Origin of the sequence: Bacillus timonensis (assembly GCF_004799755.1) — a bacterium.
Lineage (GTDB): Bacteria > Bacillota > Bacilli > Bacillales > Bacillaceae_L > Ferdinandcohnia > Ferdinandcohnia timonensis_A.
Genome location: NZ_SLUB01000006.1, coordinates 15,901 through 37,277 on the forward strand (window position 1 = coordinate 15,901; position 21,377 = coordinate 37,277).

Consider the following 21,377-nt stretch of genomic DNA (forward strand, 5'->3'; position numbering starts at 1 on the left):
TTATAGCTTATTATAATATGTACAAAGAAATGAAAGCGCTACTTATTATGACCTATATCTTATTGAAAGGATGCGTTAACATGACCAAAATTAAGAACCCTGTACTCCCTGGTTATCACCCCGATCCATCTATATTACGCGTTGGGGATGATTATTATATCGCAGTATCAACATTTGAATGGTTTCCCGGAGTGCAAATCTATCATTCTAAAGACATGGTGAACTGGAGACTACTTACATATCCTCTTACACGCACATCTCAATTAAATATGATAGGAAATGTAAATTCCGGCGGTGTATGGGCTCCTGCTTTAAGTTATTCGGATGGACTCTTTTACTTAATCTATACAGACGTTAAGAGTAGAACAGGTGCTTTTAAGGATACACATAACTACTTAGTTACAGCCGAAAACATCGAGGGACCTTGGTCAGATCCGGTTTATCTTAACAGTAGTGGTTTTGACCCATCACTATTCCACGATGATGACGGCAAAAAATGGCTGGTTAATATGATTTGGGACTTCCGCAAAGGAACAAATTCATTTGCTGGTATAGCACTACAAGAATATTCTGTTGAGGAACAAAAGCTAGTCGGGCCCATTCGCAACATATTCAAAGGGACTGAACTAGGGCTTACAGAAGCTCCACATCTATATAAACTAAAAGGATATTATTACTTAGTTACAGCAGAAGGCGGTACATGGTACACACACGCTGTTACAGTTGCCCGTTCAGAATCATTGTTCGGACCATATGAAGTTGATCCTACTAACCCAATTCTAACGTCCAATCAGGATGACATGTCTCAACTACAAAAGGCTGGTCACGGAAGCTTTGTAGAGACTCAAGATGGCGAATGGTATATCGCTCATTTATGCGGTCGTCCAGTTGTTGATAAAAAGTGTATACTAGGTCGCGAAACCGCAATTCAAAAGTGTTATTGGACAGAAGACAATTGGATAAGAGTGGTGGGTGGAAATCATCCAAAATGGGAGGTAGATGCACCTAATTTACCTGCGCATCCATTTGAACCAGAAAGCTTAAACGATGATTTTTCAACAACCACCTTGAAAAAATATTGGAATTCATTAAGAAGACCTATTACGGAGGACTGGGTATCATTATCAGAAAGAAAGGGATATTTGCGTTTAAAAGGTGGCGAATCCATGAGTTCCCTCCATCATCAGAGTTTATTAGCCAGAAGGTTAGAAAGCCTTGAGGTGGAAGTCGAAACAGCAATTGAATATACTCCTACTAACTTCCAACAGATGGCAGGACTCATACTGTACTACGACACCGATGACTATGTCTATCTACGTGTAACCTATAATGAAGAAAAAGGTAAATGCTTAGGAATCATCCAATCCAAGCACGGGAAATATGATGAGTTGTTACCAGAGGATATATCCATTCCGGAGAATTCTACTTGTAAATTGAAGGCAACAATCAATCAACAATTTCTACAATTCTTCTATTCTATCGACGGGAATGTTTGGATAGATGTTGGTGGCCCTATTGATTTTAGTCACCTTTCTGATGATGATGCTGATTATATACGTTTCACAGGTACCTTTGTTGGACTTTGTGCTCAAGATTTAAGTGGCCAGGCATTGCATGCGGATTTCGAATATTTCAATTATCAAGAAAATGTGTAACTCTAGTTTTTATTCACTGATGTATGTCTGTACGGTATAGAGTTAGTTTACCTATTGACAAGATATAGACAATTTGGATAGAGCAACAACAATTGTTGACATATGTTTTTTTATATTTTCCAAACAAAGGAGTGTGTATAGCGTGACATCATTAATTAATATTCATACAAAAAAGAAGGACCATACGATTAGCCGCCATATATATGGCCATTTTGCAGAGCATTTAGGCAGATGTGTATACGAAGGCATATGGGTTGGTGAAGATTCATCAATTCCTAACACACGTGGGATACGGAACGATGTAGTTGAAGCACTAAGAAAATTACATATCCCAAACTTAAGATGGCCAGGTGGTTGTTTTGCAGATGAGTACCATTGGAAAGATGGAATCGGACCTCTAGAGGACCGCCCAACTATTGTTAATACGAATTGGGGAAAAGTAACGGAAAATAATCATTTTGGGACTCATGAATTCATGGATTTATGTGAGCAATTAGATACAGAACCGTACATTTGTGGAAATGTAGGTAGCGGTACCGTACAGGAAATGCAGGAATGGGTTGAATATTTAACATTTGATGGGGAGTCTCCTATGACCAACTTACGCAAAAAGAACGGTCGGGACAAACCTTGGAAGTTAAAATACTTTGGAATTGGTAATGAAAACTGGGGTTGCGGTGGAAAAATGCGAGTGGAGCACTACGCTGATAAATATCGTAACTATCAAACCTATGTTAAGGACTTATCAGGAAACGAAATTTACAAGATTGCTTGCGGTCCTCAAGAAGCGGACTATCATTGGATGGAAGTTATGATGAGAGAAGGAATGGACCGAATAGAGCCTGTTAAGGATGCTATTATTGAGAATATCTGGGACTATCACCGCCCAGAAATGAATGGCATTAGCCTTCACTACTATACGCGTAATCGCGCCAATTACACATCAGCTACTGAATTTGATGAGGCATTATGGTTTGATTATATGGACCGGACAATGAAGATTGAAGAAATCATTGAAAATCATACAGCCATTATGGATAAATACGATCCAGAAAAAAGTGTGGGGCTCATTATCGATGAATGGGGAACTTGGTTTAAAGTAGAGCCAGGTACGAACCCAGGCTTTTTATATCAGCAAAATACGTTACGCGATGCTTTAATTGCCGGGATTAATTTAAATATCTTTAATAATCATTGTGACCGAGTGCATATGGCTAACATTGCCCAAGTCGTTAACGTTCTACAAGCCATGATCTTAACTGACGGTGAAAAAATGATTCTTACGCCTTCTTATCATGTGTTTGAAATGTACAAGGTACATCACGATGCCACTTTACTTCCGACAAATGTAAGCAGCCGATACTATACGTATGAAGATAAGCATTTACCAATGATTAATGTATCTGCTTCTCAAAATCAATCTGGTCAAATAAACATATCGATTTGCAATATTCATCCTAGTGTATCCGATGATATCATCATAGACTTAGAGGGGTTAACAAGTGAAGCTCAGGTAGAAGGACGAGTTTTAACAGCTGATCAAATAAATGATCATAATACATTTGATGCTCCCAATAACATACAACCTATTGAATTTAACGATTTTAAAATAGAGCCAAATAAACTAATGGTAACTATACCATCTAAATCCGTGCTCGTCTTACAAATCAATTAAAATATGTTTGTGTGAATATACTTTCATTCAAACTTTGGACTGCTCACGGTCAAGTAGACTTAAATAAAACGGTATCTGGTCAGGCTTTCGCTCTTTGTATTTAGAGCTGAAGCCTGATTTTTTGGGTCTATAATATTTGTTGAGGTTTAAATTAAAATGTGTGCATAAAAAACACGCAAACTCTTTATTCCTTTATACTTGAATTGCCGATAATCAAGTCTAAAGAATGGAATTGCGTGTATAGAATTTCAACATGATTTTTCCCGAAATAACTCACTCTAGGTTGGTTTTGGTCCAAGTTCAAATAAGGGGACACTTCTATTTTTTATTTACCATTCACTCCGAAAGCAATGGAACCTGCTAAGCCAGCATTGTCACCTAGTCCTGGTAGAACGATGTAGTTGTCAATATTCTCTGGTGTTAATTCAGGAACAGCCACATACCTATTTAACAGTTCCAATACCTGTTTCCGAACGAGTGGTAGCAAGTGTTCCTGCTTCATCACTCCGCCACCCACAACGATCTTTTTCGGAGATAATATAAGGATGTAATTCATTAGGGCTTGCGCCAGATAAAATGATTCGATTTCCCACACTTCGGGTTGATCCGTTAATTCTTGTCCTTTTTTGTTCCATCTTTTCTCAAGAGCTGGACCCGCCGCTAACCCTTCAAGGCAGTCCCCATGATAGGGACAGAATCCTTCGAAACGATCATTTGGATGACGCTTCACAAGGATATGGCCCATTTCAGGATGGGTTAACCCTTGGAATGGCTTCCCGTCTATAACCGCACCAACTCCAATTCCTGTTCCAACAGTCATATACAGACAACTGTCCAAGCCCTTTGCTGCACCCCAAGTAGATTCAGCCAGGGCAGCTGCTGTTACATCTGTATGAAACCCAATTGGGACATGAAAATGATTCTTGAGTGCACCCACAATGTTAAAATTTTTCCACTTCACCTTTGGTGTTTGCGTGATATATCCGTACGTTTCGCTCGCTCTATCTACATCAATTGGTCCAAACGATCCGACTCCGATCGCCTTAACCTCTTTATCTTGAAAAAATGAAAAGACTTTTTCCATCGTTTCTTCTGGAGTTGTAGTTGGAAAGGTGACCCTTTCGTAAATCTCTCCATGTTCATTCCCTACTCCACATACAAACTTTGTACCGCCTGCTTCGATACCACCAATTCGCATAATGTCCACCTCTCCTATCTGATTAAAATGACGAAGCACGTCCCGCTCCACTCTGGAAAAAGGGACTGTTCCCGTCCCACTATTCCCCGACGACGATTCCTTTCACGACATTCAGTCTTGGGTACTCCTTCATAATCACTGGTAATTCTTCCATTGTGAAGCGATGGCTAAGCAATGGTTTGATTTGGATTTTTCCTTGTTCAACTAGGGCAATGGCTTGCTCATGTGTGTGGGGATTGATGAATGAACCTTTAATGGTTAATTCTTTTGAAAAAATCTCATATGGGTTCACTTCTATTTTTGTATCAGGTGCTGATACGCCAAAAAGTAAGACCGATCCACCCTTTCGTGCCATTTGCACAGCCTGGGTCATGCTATCTTTTCGTCCCACACACTCAATGACAATATCAAATCCACTCCTAAAGTTCTCAAGTTCATCTGGAGTCACTGCCCGATCGGCCCCCAATTTAATGGCAACTGCATGTTTTGTTTGGTCGGGTTCACTAACTGTGACATTTGTTCCATACATTTTTGCCATTTGTAGCATCATAAGGCCAATGTAGCCTCCGCCGATGATGAGAACAGATGCACCTGGCCAGGTTTTCACTTGACTGATACCGTGTAATACACAACCAAGTGGCTCGATCATCGCTCCTTCTTCATAAGATAGCTTGTCTGGGAGTATATAGCAATTTGCGGATGGAACGGCACAGTATTCCCCCATGCCACCGTTTCTTGTTACCCCAACTGCTTGTAAGTCTTCACATAGGTGCGGACGACCACCGCGGCAGTATTCACATTCCCCACAATACATATTCGGATCAATTGAGACGCGGTCCCCCTGCTTTAGCGTGGTTACTTTCGCTCCGACCGTTACGACCTCTCCCGCTAATTCGTGTCCTAACACAATCGGATACTGAACCTCGGCAGAACCAGGTTGTCCATGATAAATATGCTGGTCTGTTCCGCAAATTCCACAGGCTTTCACTTTGACAATAACTTCATGGTCTGGTGGTTCCGGAACAGGAAGCTCTTTTATTTCCATTTTCATTCTATCCATTAATACAGCAGCTTTCATTTTTTTCTCCACCTTATTGTACCGAATTAATTGCTGAAACTCGTAAACCACTAAAGTCTACTTTTTCACCTTCAAGATGACCAATTTCAATCGTCTTTGTTTCGTTTGGCATTAAATCAAAGAAGTTGTCACTAAAATAAATTTTCGTTGCAGGAATCTCTAATTTTACCATTCTTGCATGATTGTCAGTACGTACAGTAACTGTCTGGTTCCCTTCATTAACGTCTACCTGAAGATGAGCTTGAGGGAGTGCCAACTCTTTATGATCTCTTAAATAATACACATTTTGTTGTGCCTTGCCTTCCAAAGAAGATAGACGAACCACGACCTTACTGGCAGGGTACCCACTGAGCAGCTTCTCTTCTGTAAAACTCGTTATTTTAATTGAAGCATTTGCCTGAACCTCAACAGGAATAGTCGTTGTAAATAACTCTTCTCCACTAAAGCTTTCAACCTTTAATTCTAGTACATCTGTATACGACTCTAGTAAATCATTAACTACCCAAATATGGAGATTATTTCCCACATCATGATCAATCGTTAATAAAAGCGGATGGAAGAATTTCTTCGCGTAAAAATACGATGCTTTTGGTAGTTGATAATAATCAATCATCGACCAGCTTGTACCTGGCCAGCAATCATTTAGCTGCCAGATTAGAGATCCACTTGTAAATGGCTTATTTCGACGATAATGCTCAATCCCACACTTCAATCCTTCTGCCTGAGTAAGCATGGAAAAATTCATGTATTCTTCAATATTTGTAGGGATTCCCGTGTAGCCTTCCATGAGCATAATCCCTTTTTGGTGATGATAGTCCTTGTTGCGATAAGACATTTCATCACTACCCCAATAGAAGGTTCCCTCTGGAAGATTATCCTCTAATGTAAATCGATTCGCTGAGGCATGCATACCGAATTCACTGCTAAAACGGGTAAAATCCTTTTTATAGTTTTTAAAAGATACACCTTCAACACTATAATCCTGACCTAAGTTCTCTCCAAATTTTCGAGGTTCCACATTTCCGTGCCATACCTGCCAATTGTGACGGTCGCCTACCTCCTGAGAGTCATGGTCATTTCCGCCAAATGGAGAGCTTGGCCAATAAAGACGACTAGTATCCAACTCATCTAATAATTCCGGAATAAGCTCATGGTAGATTTTTTCTCCGTAAAACGGAGTACTAATGTTTCCTGCTGTATATTCCACTTCGTAAAGCCAGTCATTTTCGTTGTTTCCACACCATAAAGCAATTGATGGATGATTACGTAGCATCTTAATAGCTGTCTCGATTTCTTTTCGTACATTTTGCATATAGTTATAGTTGTAATCTGGGTATAAAGCACAGGCAAACATGAAGTCCTGCCATACTAGGATACCTAGGCGGTCACATTCCCGATAAAAAATGTCTCTCTCATAGATTCCACCGCCCCAGACGCGAATCATGTTCATATGCGCCTCTTTTGCTTGGGCTAAGAGCTGACTGTACCTGGAATCTGGAGCAGCCCCTATAAAGCTATCAATCGGAATCCAGTTCGCGCCCTTCGCAAACATTTCAACACCGTTTAATACAAAAGTAAAACGGTTATTGCCCTCCGCATCTTTTTGCAAGACCTCAATTGTGCGAACCCCTACATTCGTTGAATCCGAGTCTACCACTTCACCTTCACACACAAGTTCAACATCAAGCGTATAAAGATGTGGCATTCCTAAATCATGTGTCCACCATAGCTTTGGATTTTCAAGCTCAATTGTAAAATTCACATGGTTTTTCTGAACCTGTACGGTTTTTGTGATTTCGGTATCACCATCGTGGAAGTTTACGTTTACAGATAAAGGCGATCTTCGCGCATATGTCTTTGTATCTACATCAATTTCTACAACTGCTTTGTCGTTCTCAACTTCTATTGTTCTAGCATACACACTGTCAATCTTGGTCATTTTTCGTTTTTCGAGTCGAACATCCTTCCAAATACCCGCCGTTATGATTTGTGGACCCCAGTCCCAGCCAAAATGATACTGAGCCTTGCGTGCCCAAATTCGGTCTTTTCCATAGCCGGCCCAGTAATTCTTTTCCTTTTCCTTTAGGACATCGGCGACAACATCAAATTTAACCGCGATACTATTTTTCCCATCGAGTACTTCTCTTGTCACATCAAACACATGGGGAATAAACATATTTTCAGTGGAGGCAATTTCGCATCCATTTAAATAAATCGTTGCGTACGTATCAAGCCCTTCAAAGATTAATTCGAGGCGCTCATTCGCTTGAATACTTTTCTTATCATATTGAAATTCTGTACGGTACCACCATATCTTCTCCGAAACCCATTTTGATTTTAGATCATTATGTCCAAAAAATGGGTGATCAATTAAGCCCTTCTGAATTAACGTAGAATGAACATCACCTGGTACATTCGCAGTCATCCAAAAATGGTCGATATAGTCTGGAGCAGCGATTACTAAATCACGTTCTTGTCCTCGGTCAAAGTGCTGGATTTTCCAGTTTTGTGTTAGTTTCATGGGTTGTCGTCCTTTCTCATAGTTAGCTATCTTGTCAAGAAAATTCATTTATTCTATAAGCAGTTTAATTCTAACGCTCGGTAGATTTTAGCAATATAAATTTCGTATTTATTCCGCATTCAAAGACAACGCTTCCAACTAATTCACAATCTACACGATATTTAATAGAGTGGGACAAGTGACCTGTCCCACTCACGGATGAGAAACAATGAGTTCAACATTTCCTTTTATCGAATATTCACCTAATCCAGCAGGTAAGATAAAATGAATTCCTTTCTCAATCACAAAGCTTCCTTCTTCCGTTTCAATAGCACCTGACCCATCTAAAATACTGCAAATTAAAAATGGTTTATCCTGTTGGAAAGCTGCAGAATCCTCAATTTCCCATTTGTAGACAGAGAAGTACTGTTCCTTCAAAAAAGTCGTAATCGTAGCACCCGGGATGTTCTCAATGCTAGGATTTACAGTTGCATCTTCATGTGGAATTGTAGAAACATCAATTGATTTTTGAATATGCAATTCACGCTTCTGTCCATTTTGATCGACTCTGTCATAGTCATACACACGATAGGTTGTGTCAGAGCTTTGTTGTGTTTCTAAGATAAGAACACCTGAACAAAGGGCGTGAATCGTACCACTAGGGACGTAAAAGAAGTCACCAGGTTTCACCTTTACACGACTTAATAATTCGTTCCATTCTCCATTCTCAATCATTTCAACGAATTGCTCTTTCGTTTGAGCTGTATGACCATAGATGATTTCTGCATCATCCTTACAATCAATCACATACCAGCATTCTGTTTTACCAAGTTCGCCGTTTTCATTTTTGTTTGCATATTCATCATTTGGATGGACTTGAATGGATAAATCATTGTTTGCATCAAGGATCTTGGTGAGGAGTGGAAATACATCTCCCTCCATGTTACCGAATAGTTCACGGTGTTCTTTCCACAGCTCCCCAAGGGTCTTTCCTTCGTAAGGTCCTTGATTCACAATACTTTGCCCATTGGGATGAGCGGATACAGCCCAGCATTCTCCTGTTAAATCGGATTCGATTGGATATCCAAATTCAGTACGTAACTTGGTTCCACCCCAGATTCGTTCTTGAAATTCTGGTGTTAAAAAAATTGGTTGTTTCATATAAACCACTTTCCTTTCGATTACATTCTTCATAACTTTAATACTAGTTTACTGTCCCCACGTCCCATTAATTTACCGCTAGGATTACAGCAGCATGCTCAGGTATTTCAATTTCAGATTGCGTCCACTTAGGTGAAACATTACTCAAAAGCATTCCATCAATTTCCCAATCATTTTCCACTGTTTCAGACTCTTCACCGAAATTCAAAAAAAACAAACAGTTGCCACGTTGATAATAGATTAGATTATTTACTATTTCTAGATGTTTATAGGGTGCATAGCAGAAATCATCTATTTCTCGTAATCTGATTAACTTTTTGTAAAAAGAAAACAAACGCTGTCCTCTTCCGTCTACCCTTTTTGCTTCTGGAATCCACGGTTCAACTGGAGAAAAAGGTTCGTTTTCCCACTGCATCGGAGCTCTTGCTTTGTCTCTAGAAGCTTTATTAGCCTTCATAATCGCTTCCTGTATGTCTTCTCCATTTTCAAGAGCTAAGCGATAACTCATAATTGCTTGAATGTCCCTGAATTCTTCTATTGAATGCTGGACAAGGTCCTCCATCCCAATTTCATCTCCAAAATAAAGAAAAGGTACACCTTTCGCTGTTAAAATTAGTGTTGCCAATAATTCTGCTTGTCCTATATTCCCATTTGCTAACCTTGACCACAATCTGCCCATATCATGACTACCAAAGAAAAGGGTAGGATCCCTATCTGATTGATAAATGTCATCCATTCGTTTAAGCTCATTAAATACTTTTTCAACCTTGAATGCTTCTACACTTCCAAAGTTAAAATTAAATGTTACATCTAAAATATTGTCTTCTGAGTATTTTGCGATTGTTTCTAAATCATCAGAACTTATCTCGCCAACCGTAAATGCCTTTGGGTTGATCTTTTTAATAAAAGCATTTATTTCGCTTAGGATGTCTCTAATCCCTTCTTGGTCTTTATCCATTAGATGGATTTGTTCCCCATTTTCGTCCGTAGGGTTATCAGGGAAAGTCTCTCCCAACGTAAGGTTATTAATAACATCTAGTCGGAATCCATCGAATCCTTTGAGCAACCAATATTCAATTACTTTGAAAATCTCCTGTTTAACTTCTGGATTTCTCCAATTTAAATCTGCCTGTTCTTTTGCAAAACTATGATAATAATATTGTTCTGTCCGTTGATCGTATTCCCAAGCGGAACCACCAAAGAATGATTCCCAATTATTTGGCGTATCCTTCCAAATATACCAGTCTCTTTTAGCAGAATCACGAGATGAGGCAGATTCTTTGAACCATTGATGTTCTGTAGATGTATGATTAATAACCAAGTCAGCAATGACTCTAATGTTTCTTTTATGAGCCTCTTCTATGAAGCGTTCAAGATCTTCATCACTACCGAAGATTGGGTCGATTGAATAATAATCACTAATATCATATCCATTATCTATTCGTGGAGATTGATAAAAAGGAGTTAACCAAATTGCCCCTATTCCAAGTTCACTAAGGTAATCCAACTTATTAGTCAAACCAATAAAGTCCCCGATGCCATCCCCATTTCCGTCTTTAAAAGAAGGCATGTAGATTTCATAAAAAACTGTTTCTTTCCACCATTTTTCCATTATGAACTTTCTCCTTCACTTGTTATGTACTGTAATGACATAATTGACCTTACCAATAGGTCGGCAAGGTCAATCAAATGGTATTAGAGAGGCATCTTTCGCAACACCTATCGGATGCGTTCTCCTGTATCAGCATCAAATAGTAATAGTTTATTATAATTGACGACATATGAAATATTATCGCCTAATGCATATTTCTGATTAGCAGGCACTTTTAGATAAATATTTTGATTATCAATCTCCGCAACAACAATAAAATGATCGCCCCGCATTTCAATCAACTGTATATTGGAAGTAATAACTTCGTTCGAATGCGCTTCAAGATATACACCTTCCGTTCTGAAATTCTCAGCGCGGATACCCATGTATACTTCCTTGCCTTGGTATTGATCGACATTTTTAATAACCTTAGGAATCGAAACAGTATGTTCACCGAATATAATATTATCTTTCTCGATTTTTGCCTTAATTAGATTGATTTCAGGTTCACCAATAAAGGTAGCAACAAAGAGATTATTCGGATCATTATATAATTCCGTTGGTGTACCCACTTGTTGAATAACCCCTTTATTCATTACCACTATACGGTCAGCCATAGTCATAGCCTCTACTTGATCATGCGTAACATAAATAGTTGTTACACCCAATTGCTTATGCAGTTTTAATATCTCTACACGCATTTTATTTCTGAGCTTTGCATCAAGGTTTGACAATGGTTCATCCATAAGGAAGATATTTGAATCTTGTACCATTGCTCTTCCTAATGCCACACGTTGCCTTTGACCACCTGATAATTCATTTGGTTTTTTTTCCAAATAATCACTCAAGCCTAGAATGGCAGCAACCTCATGGACTTTTTGTTTAATGATTTGTTTACTCGTTTTTCGAAGCTTCAATCCAAACGCGATATTATCATAAACCGATAAATGTGGATATAACGCATAGTTTTGAAAAACCATTGCCATATCTCTATCCTTCGCGTGAATATTATTTATTCTCTTTCCTTTTATCATAAAATCCCCATCGGATATATCTTCTAGACCAGAAATCATTCTTAATAACGTCGATTTCCCACAACCAGATGGACCTATTAAAGCAATGAACTCATTTTCTTCGATGTGTAAATTAAAGTCGTTTATGGCTAAAACTTTGTCGCCGTACACTTTATATATATTATTCAATTCAATATAAGCCATTGAAGTTTTCTCCTTTTCCAAAATAAAAATCATTAGTGCTTTTCTTTAGATTGTTTTTCATGCCGCCTGCATATAAAAACCCGATAATCAATACAGAAATCATATAAACCAAATGGAATTTATCTGTAAGGAGTGTTAGCATCATGGAAAGTGACCCACCTACTAGATAGACTGGATTCAATATCCGGAATAAACTCCTGAACTTAGCGGTACTTTTTATAAGGTAATGAGAAACGATGAGTAGGATCAAAAATAGAACAACGCTCATTAAAATATAAACAAAAGAATTGGTCAGTATTGATATCATAGCGGCTGAAGCTATTTGTTCTTGTACACTTGTAACAAGACTATCTTTATCCATATTTTGCTCATACTTAATCTGATTACTGCTGTTATTAATATTCAATTTAATAGAGTCTTCTTGAAAATGTAAATAATTTGTATCAATCTTGCTCGACCCCAGCACGGAAATACTGATAGCTGAACCCTCTGATTTTACAATTTCGGTTTGCGCTGTCAATTGTCCGTTTCTCACAAACATATCTGTATGAATTGCATTTAGACCTGCACTTATTTCTTCTGTCAACATCTTACTTTCATGAACTTCATTGACAATAAGCGGTGCAGATAGATTAACTGTTGCTATGATAAAAAAGATAATATGCCAAACAATTGGTATCTTAGGAAAAAAATCGAGTATATTTTTCATATTACTTCACTCCGGAAGCTTTGTTTGACGGTATAAAGTATTTTTGGAATGAGAAGAACAAGATAATCATTGGTATAACTGAAATAGTAGTTGCTGCCATTAACAATGGCCAGTTAACATCAAACATACCTTGGAACATTGCTAAACCTACTTGAATAGTAAATAGCTCCACATCGTTTAGGTAAATCAAAGGCCCCATAAACGCATTCCATGTACCCATAAATGACGAAATTGTAATTGTTAAAATTGCTGGTATGGACATTGGAAAGTAAATTCTCCAAAGAATCGACCAACTGTTGGCCCCATTAATATAAGCTGCTTCCGAAAAATCTTTAGGTATGGTTCTAAAATACTGTGTCATGAAGAAAACATGTACTGCTTGTCCACCAATTGCCGGTAATATTAAGGGAGTGTACGTATTGATAAAGGAAGTTCCAAAAAATTCTCCCAATTCTGCCCAGAAAATATACTGCGGCACAATGGTAATCTCACCAGGTATCATAATGGTTATTAACAAAAACATAAATAATGCTTTTTTGTATTTAAATTTAAATCGCGCAAAGCCATAAGCGACAATAACAGAAACCATTACTTCAAAAAATGTAACAATCGCAGAATACCCGACTGTATTCATAATGATTCTAAAGAAGGGCACGGCTTCAAAGACTCTCGGGAAATTAGACCACTCAATTGGATTAGGTATCCACTGTGGTGGGATAGAAAAAACATTGTTTGATGTCTTTAGAGCAGTTGAAAGCATCCAGAAAAATGGTAAGACCATGGATATTGCAACTAGAATTAACACAATATGTTTAATAACCGAACGTGTTTTTTTACCTACTGGAATTTTGCTGTTTTTCTGTTTATTTATTTTTTTTATTATTTCTTGCTCACTATTTTCCACATAATTTAATCCCATATCATTACTCCTACTCCTCATTTTCTTGACTGTACTTCCAGAAGTCAGTAAAGCGGAATACTAGTAGTGTAATCACTAAAACGATCAGTAAAAACACCCATGACATTGCTGACGCATACCCCATTTTGAAGTATTTAAAAGCTGTATCATAAATTTGCAGCATAATAAATTGTCCTTCATTCCCTGCACCACCTAAAATATAAGCATCGTTAAACTTTTTGAAAGCTCCAATGATACCCATGATTAAGTTATAGTAGAGAATTGGTTTTACATAAGGAATTGTAACTAGAAAGACACGTTTAAAAAATCCTGCACCTTGAATTTCAGCTGCTTCATGCAAATCATTCGGAACTTCATTGATGGAAACTAAGTACGTCAGCATTCCAGCCCCTGCGCCCCATAGACTCATGAATAAATAGGATGGTAACACCCATTCTGGATCCGTCAACCACCCTGGACCTTCGATTCCTATGACTTTAAGCAAATTATTAACCAACCCATTGTTAGGATCAAGAATCCATTTCCAAATAATCCCGATTGCTACACCTGAAACAACTGCAGGTAGATAATAAAGTGTTCTATAGACGGATAGACCTTTTGTTTTAGAGGACATAATCATTGCAATTGTAAAAGAAGCGACCATCCCTAATGGTACAGAGACGATTGCAAATCTGATTGTTACCCATAGAGAGTTATGAAAAGAAGTATCTACTAGAAGTTTTTTAAAATTTTCAAGACCAATGTATGTTGGGTTACCAATAACGGGCCAATCCATGAAACTCATAATAAAAGAAAGCACCATTGGAACAAGCCCAAATAAGAGATAAGCGATAAACCATGGTGCAATATAAAAATATCCTTTACTAATCTTTTTTTTCTTTTTTCCTTGTTTCCTTACAATGTAATCAATCTTTTCTGATTCACTCATCTCACGTAAATCTTCCATTATCCTCACCTCTAATCCTAAAAAAGACTGAATTTAATCAGTCTTTTTTAGGAAAGCTTTTTTTACTCTATGATAGCTTCAAATGCTTTTTCTGTTTCTTCAGCAACTTGTTTAACATTCAAATCGTCTTTACCATTGTTATTCGTCAAGACTGGCGTATCTAATAACTCCCACTGTTTTCCACCAATTTCATTTTGTTCTGGCAAGTTATTGAAACCTCTTGAGATTTCGGTGGATTTCTTGATAACATCCAGTGCATACGCTTTATAAGGGTTAACTTCGCCGATTATATCTACTTTAGAAGCCATTGGAGATGGAACTTTCCAATCGAACATTTTTTCAGTAATATCGATTAATGCTTTAAAAGCAATGTCTTCGTTATCTGTTTGTTCAGAAATTAACGTTGATGCAGTCCAGTTGAATGTTACGTGTTCCTGAGAACCCGCAGGCATTACAGCCATCCCAACTTCAAAAGAACCCCCTGCTTCTTCTACTTTTCTTTCCACGTCATCGTTTGCTCCACCAACCATCATAGCAATTTTGCCAGTAACAAATCCTTGTTCCACACCTAAAGAAGAAGCTTCTTGATAAGGCATTGTTACAGTTGGATCAGTGATGATAGATGCGGCTAATTCTAATCCTTTAAGAGTTTCAGGACTCGTTAATTTAATTGTCCCATCACTTTCAACTATTTCTCCGCCTTCACCCCATGCCCATACTGCTAACGGCGGGTTACCAGTTGTACCAAAACCATATACCTCATCAGTAGTTAATGCTTTTGCTTTTTCTGTGAAATCGGCCCAATTCCAATCCTCAGACGGTAATTCTACACCGTTTTCTTCAAATAATGTCTTATTGTAATAAACAACATATGGCTGTCCAATCCATGGTAAGCCGTAAGTTTTACCTTCATATTTAGCTGTATCCAACGATCCATCTAAATAGTCAGCCATGTCAATTGTATCTTGAGCATCTACTTTATCGGTCAAATCAAGTACTGCGCCATTTTTAGCATAGGCAGGAATGTATTCCTGTGCTAGCCACAACAAATCTGGTGCTTGATTACCAGCGATCATTGTTTGTATTTTTGTGTAGTAATCTTGTGGAATAACCATTTGTTCAACAGTATATTCATCTTGTTCAGCATTAACTTTATCAAGAATTGCATCAAACTCTTTTGCTTCTGTTTCGTTCGCCCAAGTTGCGATCGTTATTTCAACTTTACCATCTTTTCCAGTTTCCTTTGCATTATCTGCATCATTAGAACTACATGCTGCTAACATAAGACCTAGCCCTAGAGTAGCAACTAATTTACCAAATTGATTGAATTTCATCTTAAATCCTCCCTGATTTTCACTTTTTGTTTTTTGAAAATTTTAAGGTTTAATGTAGTTTTCTGGGAAAACACATCTCTCCTTAAAAGATTTTGCGATGTTGTCATAGAAACGGATTAGGAATCACAGCTTTGTGTGCTTCAGCATCGCTCACCCCAACATAAAGTTCTGCTTTACCATCTTCAATAAACTTTAATCCACCACTGAATAATACATCTACCAAGTCATCTCTTTTTGCATCTCCATCAGGAAAGTCACTTCTCATGGCAATGATTTTCATAGAACGAATTTCATTAATGCTTGGAACATACTCAAACGTTATTGGATAGTAATGACGATTTCCTTCTTCGTCGAAGCTTGCGATATGTCCTAGGGCTAATACTTGTCCCTTTTCATTAACATAGGCTTCATTTACTCCGCCCCACTCTTCATTCAAGAAATGCGCTTTAACTAACGGGGCAGCATCTATTATCTCGGCGTTCAACTCATCTAATGATGCAATCGAGAAATAACCGATTATTCCTCTTCCGCCTTTTTCACCTTGCGGGCGTGTAAAAATTCCAATTTTACCATCCTTATATTCAAATAGTCGAATATCTTTCATACCTAAAGGACCAACAGCAAATTTGGTTAAGCTATTTATATTTTTTCCCCGGTAGAAAACTGTTCTCCAGAATAGTTGTTTCTCGTTTTCAGGATTCTCGAAAACTTCAACACCACCGAAAACCAATTCTCCCTTTATTTTCGATACAAATGGATCTTGCAACGAAAACATTTTCGTGTTTTCACGCGGTTCCCAAACTCCATTCTTTTCGATAAAGAAGACTACTTCAGAAAATTCCGTGTCACGGCCTTCTACTCGGCCTGCTATTACGGTTTGTCCATCATCATCAAAAGGAGCTGTAATATTATAGACATCTTTCTCTCCAACGCCAGTAAAATAAAGTTTTTCAGTCTTAACTTCTTCCTGACGGCGTTTATAATCTGTTACTAATTCATTAACAGGATATACCATTTTTTCACCTTCTTATTTACTATTGTTAAAATCTAGTTAATTTCGACATGATGTCTGTCAAACTTAAATCCGCAACCGCCATCGATGTATCAGCTACTCCATAATAGATACGAACATTGTCACCATTTCTAATTAATCCACATGAAAATACTACATTTCCAAAGAATCCATTCTTTTCATAAGCTTCCGTAGGCTCAAGAATTGGAAGTTCCGTTTTTCCAATGACTTTCGCGGGATTATCTAAATCTAAGAGTACTGCTCCTAAGCAGTATCGATCATTTTTATCAGCTGCATGATAGACTTCCAGCCAACCCTCTTCCGTTTTAAAGGGTACTGCCCCACCGCCTATTCTTCCGTTATCCCAGCCTTCCTCACTTAAACCAAGCAAGTATTGATGATTTCCCCAGTAACGTAGATTATCTGACTCGGCAATCCAAATCTCAGGATTTCCTATTCCGCCGGGCACTGGACGGTGAAGTGTATAGTATTTTCCATTAATCTTCTCTGGGAAAATAGCAACATCTTTATTCTCTGGATGCAGCATTAGTCCTAAGCGTTCATAATGGATAAAGTCTTTTGTTGAAATCAGTCCTACACCAATACCTTCTTTTGATATTGCACTATATTGGATATAATACTCATCTTCAATTTGTGTTACACGCGGGTCTTCAACTCCCCATGCTTCCCTTTCCGTTCCTGGATATATAAATGGTTCATCATCCACAGTAAAGTTATAACCATCTGTACTTCTCGCAATTCGGATATAGGATATAGAAGTTAGAAATGCCACTTTCTTCGACCCCTCTGACCAAGAGATGGTACGAGGGTCTGAGAAGTTATAACGTGAATCATTCTTGTCTAGTTCAATCACATTCAGTTGGCCTTTTCCACCTGAAAAATCGATAAATGAAACTTTAACTGTACTCGGATTATCACTAATTGGACGTTCCGCTACTCTAAGCAGCAGTAACGTTTCTCCCTTATATTCTGCCACACCTGCATTGAAGACACCAATTACTTCATGGTCGTCATGATATGGTGTAACATCCTTCAGGGTTAGAATTGGGTTATTTATATGCTTTTTAACTTTCATATTTTCCTCCAAAGATCTAATAGTAAGATCCTTTCATTTTTAAAATGTAATTACTTTTTGTAACGTTACAACTTTTAATTATTAATGTGTAAATCGCTTACATTTACAATTATTACACGCGTTTGTAAACTTGTCAATAATTAATTATCATGTTGCTTGTCATGTTGTTCTTCAACAAACACTGTCATTATAGTGTTTATTTAGAGAAATAGAAGGAAGGTGTTGAAAAGCAAAGCTTTACATAGTATATTTGTTGTAACGTTACAAGAAAAAATAATGTATTACACAACAGAAAGATTAGGTGAAATATATGAACAAAAAAGTTACCATGCAAGATATTGCTGACTACCTTAATATTTCTAAAAACTCCGTATCTCAAGCTCTATCTGGAAAGCCTGGTGTAAGCGACGAAACAAGAAAACAAGTACAGGAAACGGCCAATAAACTAGGATACAACTATACTCCAAGACAATCGAATACCATCAGCAAAATGGAAAACATTGCATTAATTGCATCTGACTTCGCCTTATCACAAACAAGCTTTTTCGGTAAAATCTATTTATCCGTTCAAAAGGAGGTTAAAAAGAAGGGAATGAATTTACTGATTGAATCAATCAGTCCAAAGGATGCAAAAGAATTAGTGTTACCCTACTTTATAAAAAGTAAATCGGTACAAGGGATTATCATACTATCCCATATTACAACGGATTATATTAATGAGGTCATTTCAACTGGAATTCCGACAATCCTGATTGATCATCACCATCCTCATATAGAAGCGGATTCTATCTTGACCAATAACCGTTTTGGTGCTTATCTTGCTGTCGAATATATGATTAAGCGAAATCATAAAAATATTGCCTTCGTGGGAAACGCACCCTTTTCTCCAAGTTACTATGAAAGATTACAAGGTTATATAATGGCACATGAAGACTATCATTTACCGGTAAAAAACAAATTCATCTTAAAGGATAGTCCCGATCAAGAAGATATTGTTAAACAATTCATCGATAATCTGGAAGAAATGCCAACTGCATGGTTTTGTATTAACGATCGATTGGGATACATTGTTAACAATCTTTTAAAAGAACGAGGTTATCAAGTACCAGAGGAAGTTTCTGTATTCAGTTTCGATAATGGACAACTTTGTCAATTATCGACGCCAAGAATTTCTTCAGTTGATATTGATTTACAACAATATGGTATAAAGGGAGTTGAACTATTACTCTGGAGAATGGAACATCCAAATGATCCACATCAAGAAATTGTTATCTCTCCTAGAATAGTAGAAGGACAGTCTATTGGATGGAATAAAAGCGACGTAGTGGCACTGGGGTAAAGTTGGCAACGGTTCCATCAAGGAGCAACTTGATATTAGAAATAATTCGACTTGGAAGACCCTACAAAAATAATCGCTCGTTCAGAAAAACCAATACTTGAACCAGAAACAAGCTATGAAGTGGAATGGTTCTTCGGAAACGTTGTATTCTCATGTGGCGCACTCGTAAAAGGTGACATCGTCAAAATGTATTATGGTGTTGCAGATACATCGATGGCTTGTGCGGAATTAAGTCTTACGGAAATACTGAATTCGTTAACATATTATTAATAAAAGTGGTGTTAAGGAAACAAGTTCCTTGACCCCACTTTTTCTTTGGACAATCTACTTTCCTGTTGCCCTACCTGTTTATCTCCAAACCTGATGTATTATTAGCAATAGCAAAGACAATTTCTTCGTTCTCTTTTTTAACTGTTATATCTATAAATCCTTTTCCAACTTGAATCCCCTTGCACTCCATCCAGTCCATATCGTCAGGTAGAGTCGGATTTATTTTCATCATGCTCTTATGTGAATCTACCAGTAAACCCAATAACGCATGTACGAATGCAAATGGCGTTCCTGCTGCCCATGCTTGTGGAGAGCACGCAACCGGATATGGAATAATCGTTTCTTCTTGTTGATTGTCATATCCACAGAAAAGTTCAGGCAAGCGACTCGCTTCAAACTGTTCTGCACTTGCAAATAAAGCACTCACCAGTTTTTTTACATGTGCTGTATAGCCATACTTTGCTAAACCTAAGACAATAATCGAGTTGTCATGCGGCCACACGGTTCCATTATGGTACGCTACAGGGCTAAAAGAAAATGCACGGTTGTTGATTGATTTTCATCACATAACGCTTTAAAAATCTCGTGTCTTTATAATAAATCCCCGTACCTATGAGTGCTTCGTCCATATCTCCATACTGATTCGTAACGGAATAGACTTCACCATGTTTTAAAGATACAAATGACATAAAACTCCTCCTAACGGGATAGCGTTTACATATTAGGCGTCTGGGTGCTAGATGACCGTGTTGTAATGTCGTATCCATCCTCATTTCCCTATAGTAGGCTACTAAACTAATTATATAACAGCTTAACTTACAAATCCCTTATCCTTACTAAAATAATTCAAACAAACGATTGATTGAATTAAGACCCACGCGATATCATTGAGCTTGACTGTTAAACAAACGATTGTTTGAAATCGACATCCGAAAAAATAGCCCCATTAGTACAGATTTATACCAATCGGTCATTTTTTATTCTTCTATAGTAGGGGCGGTGCTATGTCCCTGCAAATATTCTTCTCCTACCATTCGCCTTTTTATGATTCTGGCTGGTGTGCCGTATGCCAAGACATGGGAGTCCACGTCGTGTAGGACGGTTGAACTTGCACCAATTACAGTATGTTCGCCAATGGTGCGGTTATGAATAACGTTTGCTCCCAAGGATATGACGGAATATTTCCCTATTGTCACACCACCAGCAACTGTGGCTCCAGGTGCTAGAGTCACAAACTCACCCAAGACACAGTCGGGGTCCAATGATGCTTTCGTGTTAATAATGCAATGGGTATTGACTCTCGTATTACTGTTAATCACGGCATTCGCCATGACAACTGTACCGTTTCCTATAGATACATCCCTACCTATCTGTACTGAAGGGTGGATAGCTGTTATAAACTGAAATTGAGGGTTAATAGAAAGGATCTTATTGACGATATTTGATCTTTTCCAGTTGTCAGCTAATGCTACGATTCCTCCAGCTACGATTCCCCCAATTTCAGGTAGTATATCCTCACTTCCTAAGATTTCATAGTCCATTACCTTTGTTCCTGGCTGTTTAAAAGGATCAATTAGTCCAAGGATGTTGAATTTTCCTGCCTTTTCGATTATGTCGATAACTACCTTACTATGACCGCCAGAACCAAATACAATAATATTATTCACGATATATTCA

General features: G+C 37.9%; 18 protein-coding genes and 1 pseudogene. 4 read left to right on the forward strand and 15 right to left on the reverse strand.

What is annotated here, in order from left to right; translation table 11 throughout:
- Window positions 1-80: 80 nt before the first annotated feature.
- The gene (locus E1I69_RS05345; RefSeq protein WP_136378573.1) at window positions 81-1,655 is read left to right on the forward strand and encodes a glycoside hydrolase family 43 protein; all 1,575 of its coding nucleotides are present in this window, start codon (window positions 81-83) and stop codon (window positions 1,653-1,655) included.
- A gap of 142 nt (window positions 1,656-1,797) precedes the next feature.
- Entirely contained in the window at window positions 1,798-3,330 is a 1,533-nt protein-coding gene (locus E1I69_RS05350; protein WP_207308511.1) for an alpha-N-arabinofuranosidase, read from the forward strand.
- 325 nt (window positions 3,331-3,655) lie between these two features.
- Here E1I69_RS05350 and E1I69_RS05355 read toward each other — a convergent pair whose 3' ends face one another.
- The 12 genes from E1I69_RS05355 to E1I69_RS05410 form a co-directional block, all read right to left on the reverse strand.
- Complete coding sequence (locus E1I69_RS05355) at window positions 3,656-4,528, reverse strand: ROK family protein (protein WP_136378574.1); 873 nt, start codon at window positions 4,526-4,528, stop codon at window positions 3,656-3,658.
- Window positions 4,529-4,607: 79 nt separating this feature from the next.
- Window positions 4,608-5,606, reverse strand: coding sequence for a zinc-dependent alcohol dehydrogenase family protein (locus E1I69_RS05360; RefSeq protein ID WP_136378575.1), 999 nt, complete (start codon window positions 5,604-5,606; stop codon window positions 4,608-4,610).
- Between the two features lie 13 nt (window positions 5,607-5,619).
- On the reverse strand, window positions 5,620-8,127 hold the full coding sequence (locus E1I69_RS05365; protein WP_136378576.1) for a beta-mannosidase: 2,508 nt from the start codon (window positions 8,125-8,127) through the stop codon (window positions 5,620-5,622).
- Between the two features lie 192 nt (window positions 8,128-8,319).
- Complete coding sequence (manA, locus tag E1I69_RS05370) at window positions 8,320-9,267, reverse strand: mannose-6-phosphate isomerase, class I (RefSeq protein ID WP_136378577.1); 948 nt, start codon at window positions 9,265-9,267, stop codon at window positions 8,320-8,322.
- A 67-nt stretch (window positions 9,268-9,334) separates the two neighbouring features.
- Window positions 9,335-10,879 (reverse strand): alpha-glucosidase, encoded by a 1,545-nt coding sequence (locus E1I69_RS05375; RefSeq protein WP_136378578.1) that lies wholly within the window; start codon window positions 10,877-10,879, stop codon window positions 9,335-9,337.
- 107 nt (window positions 10,880-10,986) lie between these two features.
- The gene (locus E1I69_RS05380; RefSeq protein WP_136378579.1) at window positions 10,987-12,075 is read right to left on the reverse strand and encodes an ABC transporter ATP-binding protein; all 1,089 of its coding nucleotides are present in this window, start codon (window positions 12,073-12,075) and stop codon (window positions 10,987-10,989) included.
- Complete coding sequence (locus tag E1I69_RS05385) at window positions 12,062-12,784, reverse strand: hypothetical protein (protein ID WP_136378580.1); 723 nt, start codon at window positions 12,782-12,784, stop codon at window positions 12,062-12,064. Before E1I69_RS05385 ends, E1I69_RS05380 begins: the two co-directional genes overlap by 14 nt.
- Window position 12,785: 1 nt before the next feature.
- Window positions 12,786-13,703 carry a carbohydrate ABC transporter permease gene (locus tag E1I69_RS05390; protein ID WP_161974835.1) on the reverse strand — a complete coding sequence of 306 codons (918 nt, stop codon included), beginning with the start codon at window positions 13,701-13,703 and terminating at the stop codon, window positions 12,786-12,788.
- Between the two features lie 10 nt (window positions 13,704-13,713).
- On the reverse strand, window positions 13,714-14,649 hold the full coding sequence (locus E1I69_RS05395) for a carbohydrate ABC transporter permease (RefSeq protein WP_136378582.1): 936 nt from the start codon (window positions 14,647-14,649) through the stop codon (window positions 13,714-13,716).
- Window positions 14,650-14,711: 62 nt separating this feature from the next.
- Window positions 14,712-15,983 carry an ABC transporter substrate-binding protein gene (locus E1I69_RS05400; RefSeq protein WP_136378583.1) on the reverse strand — a complete coding sequence of 424 codons (1,272 nt, stop codon included), beginning with the start codon at window positions 15,981-15,983 and terminating at the stop codon, window positions 14,712-14,714.
- A gap of 103 nt (window positions 15,984-16,086) precedes the next feature.
- Complete coding sequence (locus E1I69_RS05405; protein WP_136378584.1) at window positions 16,087-16,998, reverse strand: DUF1861 family protein; 912 nt, start codon at window positions 16,996-16,998, stop codon at window positions 16,087-16,089.
- A gap of 25 nt (window positions 16,999-17,023) precedes the next feature.
- A complete protein-coding gene (locus tag E1I69_RS05410; protein ID WP_136378585.1) occupies window positions 17,024-18,091 on the reverse strand; it encodes a BtaManbiosPhlase in 1,068 nt (355 codons plus the stop codon).
- A gap of 310 nt (window positions 18,092-18,401) precedes the next feature.
- Between E1I69_RS05410 and E1I69_RS05415 the strand changes: the two genes are divergently transcribed.
- Window positions 18,402-19,430 carry a LacI family DNA-binding transcriptional regulator gene (locus tag E1I69_RS05415; RefSeq protein ID WP_136378586.1) on the forward strand — a complete coding sequence of 343 codons (1,029 nt, stop codon included), beginning with the start codon at window positions 18,402-18,404 and terminating at the stop codon, window positions 19,428-19,430.
- Window positions 19,431-19,478: 48 nt separating this feature from the next.
- Window positions 19,479-19,700: pseudogene (locus E1I69_RS05420) on the forward strand (glycosidase); the annotation flags it as partial.
- Window positions 19,701-19,770: 70 nt separating this feature from the next.
- Here E1I69_RS05420 and E1I69_RS05425 read toward each other — a convergent pair.
- From E1I69_RS05425 to E1I69_RS05435, 3 genes are all read right to left on the reverse strand, one after another.
- Window positions 19,771-20,202 (reverse strand): hypothetical protein, encoded by a 432-nt coding sequence (locus E1I69_RS05425; protein WP_136378587.1) that lies wholly within the window; start codon window positions 20,200-20,202, stop codon window positions 19,771-19,773.
- 25 nt (window positions 20,203-20,227) lie between these two features.
- Complete coding sequence (locus E1I69_RS05430) at window positions 20,228-20,389, reverse strand: glycogen debranching N-terminal domain-containing protein (protein ID WP_161974836.1); 162 nt, start codon at window positions 20,387-20,389, stop codon at window positions 20,228-20,230.
- Between the two features lie 288 nt (window positions 20,390-20,677).
- Window positions 20,678-21,367, reverse strand: coding sequence for an acetyltransferase (locus E1I69_RS05435; RefSeq protein WP_136378589.1), 690 nt, complete (start codon window positions 21,365-21,367; stop codon window positions 20,678-20,680).
- Window positions 21,368-21,377 lie beyond the last annotated feature (10 nt).